This window comes from Nocardia farcinica (assembly GCF_029867845.1).
Classification (GTDB): domain Bacteria; phylum Actinomycetota; class Actinomycetes; order Mycobacteriales; family Mycobacteriaceae; genus Nocardia; species Nocardia farcinica_A.
This window is the reverse complement of record NZ_JARWRU010000488.1, coordinates 1-4,111: the sequence shown is the minus strand read 5'-3', so window position 1 is coordinate 4,111 and position 4,111 is coordinate 1. Positions and strand designations below refer to the sequence as shown.

The 4,111-nt window shown below is 71.5% G+C and carries 5 protein-coding genes and 1 pseudogene; 3 read left to right on the top strand and 3 right to left on the bottom strand.

Annotated features, from left to right (window positions below):
* Window positions 1–379, top strand: a pseudogene (locus tag QH283_RS10670) (hypothetical protein); the annotation flags it as partial.
* Between the two features lie 81 nt (window positions 380–460).
* Here the strand turns inward: QH283_RS10670 and QH283_RS10665 are convergent.
* Together QH283_RS10665 and dut are read right to left on the bottom strand one after the other, a co-directional pair.
* Window positions 461–1,330 carry a DUF3710 domain-containing protein gene (locus tag QH283_RS10665; protein ID WP_280502860.1) on the bottom strand — a complete coding sequence of 290 codons (870 nt, stop codon included), beginning with the start codon at window positions 1,328–1,330 and terminating at the stop codon, window positions 461–463.
* 1 nt (window position 1,331) lies between these two features.
* The gene (dut, locus tag QH283_RS10660) at window positions 1,332–1,829 is read right to left on the bottom strand and encodes a dUTP diphosphatase (RefSeq protein WP_280502859.1); all 498 of its coding nucleotides are present in this window, start codon (window positions 1,827–1,829) and stop codon (window positions 1,332–1,334) included.
* Between the two features lie 62 nt (window positions 1,830–1,891).
* On the opposite strand from dut, the gene QH283_RS10655 reads away from it, so the two are divergent.
* Entirely contained in the window at window positions 1,892–2,428 is a 537-nt protein-coding gene (locus tag QH283_RS10655) for a DUF3093 domain-containing protein (protein ID WP_432420700.1), read from the top strand.
* 105 nt (window positions 2,429–2,533) lie between these two features.
* On the opposite strand, the gene QH283_RS10650 is transcribed toward QH283_RS10655, so the two are convergent.
* Window positions 2,534–2,836 (bottom strand): DUF4193 domain-containing protein, encoded by a 303-nt coding sequence (locus tag QH283_RS10650; protein WP_280502858.1) that lies wholly within the window; start codon window positions 2,834–2,836, stop codon window positions 2,534–2,536.
* A 382-nt stretch (window positions 2,837–3,218) separates the two neighbouring features.
* Here QH283_RS10650 and cei point away from each other — a divergent pair, with 382 nt between their 5' ends.
* A complete protein-coding gene (cei, locus tag QH283_RS10645; RefSeq protein WP_280502857.1) occupies window positions 3,219–3,896 on the top strand; it encodes an envelope integrity protein Cei in 678 nt (225 codons plus the stop codon).
* Window positions 3,897–4,111: the final 215 nt, after the last annotated feature.

Here is a 4,111-nt window from a genome sequence, read left to right as displayed (position 1 = left end):
AGGTCCGCCCAGCGCTCGCCGACCGCGAGCGGATGCACCGGGTCGTCGGGGGGGGGGCCCCCCCCCCCCCCCCCCCCCCCCCCGGCCCGACGCCCCCCCACCCGCCCCCCGGCGGGGGGGGCCGCCCCCCCCCGGCGGGCGGGCGGGGGGGCGCGGGGCGGGGGGGGGGGGGGGGGGGGGGGGGGCCCCCCCCCCCCACGACCCGGTGCATCCGCTCGCGGTCGGCGAGCGCTGGGCGGACCTGATCCCCGGTGCCACCCTGGACCGGCTCACCCTGGACGAACTGGGGGCCGATCCGGCCGTGCTCGGCGACCTCGGGTTCGCCGCACTCGAGCGGGCACGCGCCGCGACCGGGGCGCGCCTCGACACCGTGCGCTGACAGACACCGAGCGCTGAGACACCGAGCGCTGAGACACCGAGCTCCGGCGCGGGTGCGCCGGAGCTCTCGCTCATCCGGGTGTCAGTTCAGGCCGAGCTGCTGCATGGCCGAACCACCGGTGTTGCGGCGCGGCTGCTGCGGCACCGGCTGCGGGGCGGGCACCGGCTGTTGCTGCGGGGCCGCGGCCTGTTGCTGGGCCTGGATCTGGGCCTGATGGGCGGCGGCGAGCTGCTCGGCCAGCTGAGGGGGCAGCACGACCGGCAGCGGATCGCGCACCGGCAGCGGATCGCTGCCGCGTCGCACCACGGTCTCGGACATGATCGCCCGCGCGGCCGCGACCAGCGGCAGACCGTCGGCGGCGGCGCCGTGCGGGCCAGCGGCGACCAGGCGCACCATCCAGCGGTAACCGTCCACGCCGATGAAGCGCAGATCGGCGTTGGCGGTCACGGCGTGCAGCTCCCGTCCCCACGGACCGGTCTCCACCGAGACCTGCGCGCCGTCCTTGCGGAGCGAGTCGGCCAGATCGGCGGCCACGGTGCGCCACTGTCCCGGCGACTTGGGCGCGGCGTAGGCCGCGACGGTGATGCGCCCGTGCTCGGTGGCCAGATGCACCGCCTGCGGCGCGCCCTGTGGGGTCATCTCCACCTGCAACTGGGCGCCCGGCGGCACCGGCAGGATCACCGAGCCCAGGTCGAGGCGCTGGTCGACGACGTTCTCCAGCAGGTCGGCGACATCGTCGAAGTCGTAGGGGCCGGTGCGCGGCGCGTCGCCCGCCGGCTCGTCGTACCCGCCCTGGTCGTATTCGCCGGCGAATCCGTCCTCGGCATAGCCGTCGTCGGCATAACCGTCCTCGATGTAACCATCGTCGACATAACCATCGTCGGCGTATCTGTCGTAGTTCTCGTCGGCGTATCTGTCGCCGCCGCGCTTCTTCCTACCGAAAAGTCCCATCTCACCCCTCCTGGCCGGCCCGCGCCACGTGCTGCGCGCCCGGTGTCAAACTGGCGTGACCACCGCTGGAGCCGTAGCCGCCCGCCCCGCGCGCGGTCTCGTCGAGCTCGTCGACCTCGACGAAGTCGACCAGTTCCACGCGCTGGACCAGCAGCTGCGCGATCCGGTCGCCCCGGCGCAGCACGATCGGCTCCCGTGGGTCGTGGTTGATCAGGCAGACCTTGATCTCGCCGCGGTAGCCCGCGTCGACGGTGCCCGGGGTGTTCACCACCGAGAGTCCGGTCTTGGCGGCCAGCCCGGAACGCGGATGGATCAGTCCCACCGTGCCGACGGGCAGGGCCACCGCGATGCCGGTGCCGACCAACGCGCGCTCACCCGGCGCGAGGACCAGATCGCGGGTGGTGCACAGATCCACCCCCGCATCGCCGGGATGTGCGCGGGTCGGAACCGGGATGTCCGGGTCGAGCCGCCGCAGCGGTATCGCTGAAAGTGCGCTCACATCCGACGAGCCTACGCGCACCTGAGCGGCACGCCTCGGTGACGGTGACTTAGTGTGGAAATGTGTCGGACCAGCCCATCCCTCCCGCTACGGACTCGCCTGAGCACGCCGCCGGCGCGGCGCCGGGCAGCACCGTGACCACCTACCGCGAGCGCCTCTGGGTGCCCTGGTGGTGGTGGCCGATCGGCTTCGGTGTCGCCGCGCTGCTGGCCGCCGAGATCCAGATGGCCTGGGCGGGTTCGTACGGCTGGGTCCCCTATGTGTGTCTGTTCCCGGTGCCGGTGTGGGTGCTGTTGTGGTTGAGCAGGCACACCGTCCGGGTGGCCCCCGATCCCTCGGGAGTGCCCGAGTTGCATGTGGGCCCGGCCCACCTGCCGGTGAGCTTCGTCGCACGCGCCGCCGTCGTGGCGCCGACCGCCAAGAGCGCGGCACTCGGCCGCCAGCTCGATCCGGCCGCCTATGTCCAGCACCGCCCCTGGGTGGGCCCGATGGTCCTGCTCGTCCTCGACGACCCGGACGACCCGACGCCCTACTGGTTGGTCAGCACACGCAGGCCCGAAGAGGTTCTGGCCGCGCTCGGCGTGCCGAGCGCGGAGTGAGAATCATCGGTTCGGCCCGGCTGCCCGCCCGGCCGAACTCCGGCTGTCGGTAGGTCGCTCGCTCCGGCCAGGTCGCTCTGTCCGGTGAGCCGCTGTCGGCCCTTCTCAGGCCGCACAGTCCATGCAGATCATCTGTCCGCCGGCCTCACTGGCGAGCCTGCTGCGATGGTGCACCAGGAAACAGCTCGAGCAGGTGAACTCGTCGGCCTGCTTGGGGACCACGCGGACCGAGAGCACTTCCTCGGACTGGCCGGCGCGGGGAAGCTCGAACGACTCCGCGGTATCGGATTCGTCGATATCCACGACGGCGGACTGTGCCTCGTTGCGACGAGCCTTCAGCTCCTCCAGCGAATCCTCCGACACGTCGTCGGATTCGGTACGCCTCGGTGCGTCATAGTCGGTTGCCATGTCGTCTTCCCCTCGTCCTTACTCCGTATATCCCGGACCGGCAGCGCCCACGCGGCGATTCCCATCGGGAACCGCACGTGAACCCGAACCGCCCCGCCGGTGGTGCACATCACACGTGCTCCGCCTCGCACATCGGGGACGATCTCGTGGACCCTTACCCGATTGCGCTCGGTAAACGCAGGACATGCCCTACTTGTTCCCGCGACCGACCACCGAATTCAGCGCCGATGTTTCGATCTGGGCCGCCAGACAATAGCGGACGCGCCCACAAAAGTCGCAATCAAAACACGCGCTCGCCGAAACCGATCGGGAATCGACATCGACCCGGCCACGCATCGAGACCAACCGGCGCGAGCGGTCACAGTTTTCGTAGAGTGTGCTGGTGGTTTCACTGATCACCGAAGGCAGCGCGACCGATCCGCAGGGTCGCCTCTATCCTCGGCGTCGCCCGCGACCGTGGTTCATCATGCTCGGCGTCCTCGCACTGATCTGCTCGATCGTCTGGATCAAGGCGTTGACCACCGAGAACGACGACACCACGGCGATGGCGTGCAATTCGCCGAGCCCGGCCAGCGAGCCGGGCGCCGAACCCGCGCCCGCGCTCGGACAACGGGTGGGCGCCGGGCGCCTGCGCGAGGTCGAGCCCGCGGCCCTGGCCGAGTCGAGGGTGCGCGTCCTCAACGCCAACAATCAGCGTGGCCAGGCCGCGCACGTGGCCTCCCGCCTCGGTGATCTCGGCTTCGCGAGCGCGCCCGACACCCAATACGGCAACGATCCGATCTATGCCAACGGCGACCTCGAGTGCACCGGTCAGATCCGGTTCGGGGTCAACGGCAGGCCGGCCGCCGCCTCGGTGCAGCTGGTCGCGCCGTGCGCCGAGCTGATCGAGGACTCGCGCGAGGACGACACCGTCGACCTGGTGCTCGGCTCGCTGTTCCGCGACGTGCAGCCGAACACCGACGCCGAGGAGGTGCTGCGCGCGCTGCGCAATCCCGCGCCGGGCGACTCGCCGAAGATCGACATCGATCTATTGGCGGCGGCGAGGACAGCGCACTGCTGAGTCCGCGTCCGTAGCCGCACCCGTCACCGAGGTCGTCCACCCGCCATCGGGGCCGCGCGCCACCGTAGGAGCGCGGCCGCGGCCGGTTGCGCACCCAAGCGGCCCCCCCGGCGGCCGCAACCCCCTCACCGGGGGCGGGCCCTCGCTCCTCTCCAGGCCATTCCGGGCGGGACTTTCCGAACCCCCTGGGACCTGTCAGCCGACCTGGTCGGTTT

Bases quoted from the DNA above. Each gene is read 5' to 3' on its own strand.
- QH283_RS10665 (WP_280502860.1), bottom strand. From the start codon at position 1,330: ATGGGACTTTTCGGTAGGAAGAAGCGCGGCGGCGACAGATACGCCGAC.
- QH283_RS10650 (WP_280502858.1), bottom strand. From the start codon at position 2,836: ATGGCAACCGACTATGACGCACCGAGGCGTACCGAATCCGACGACGTG.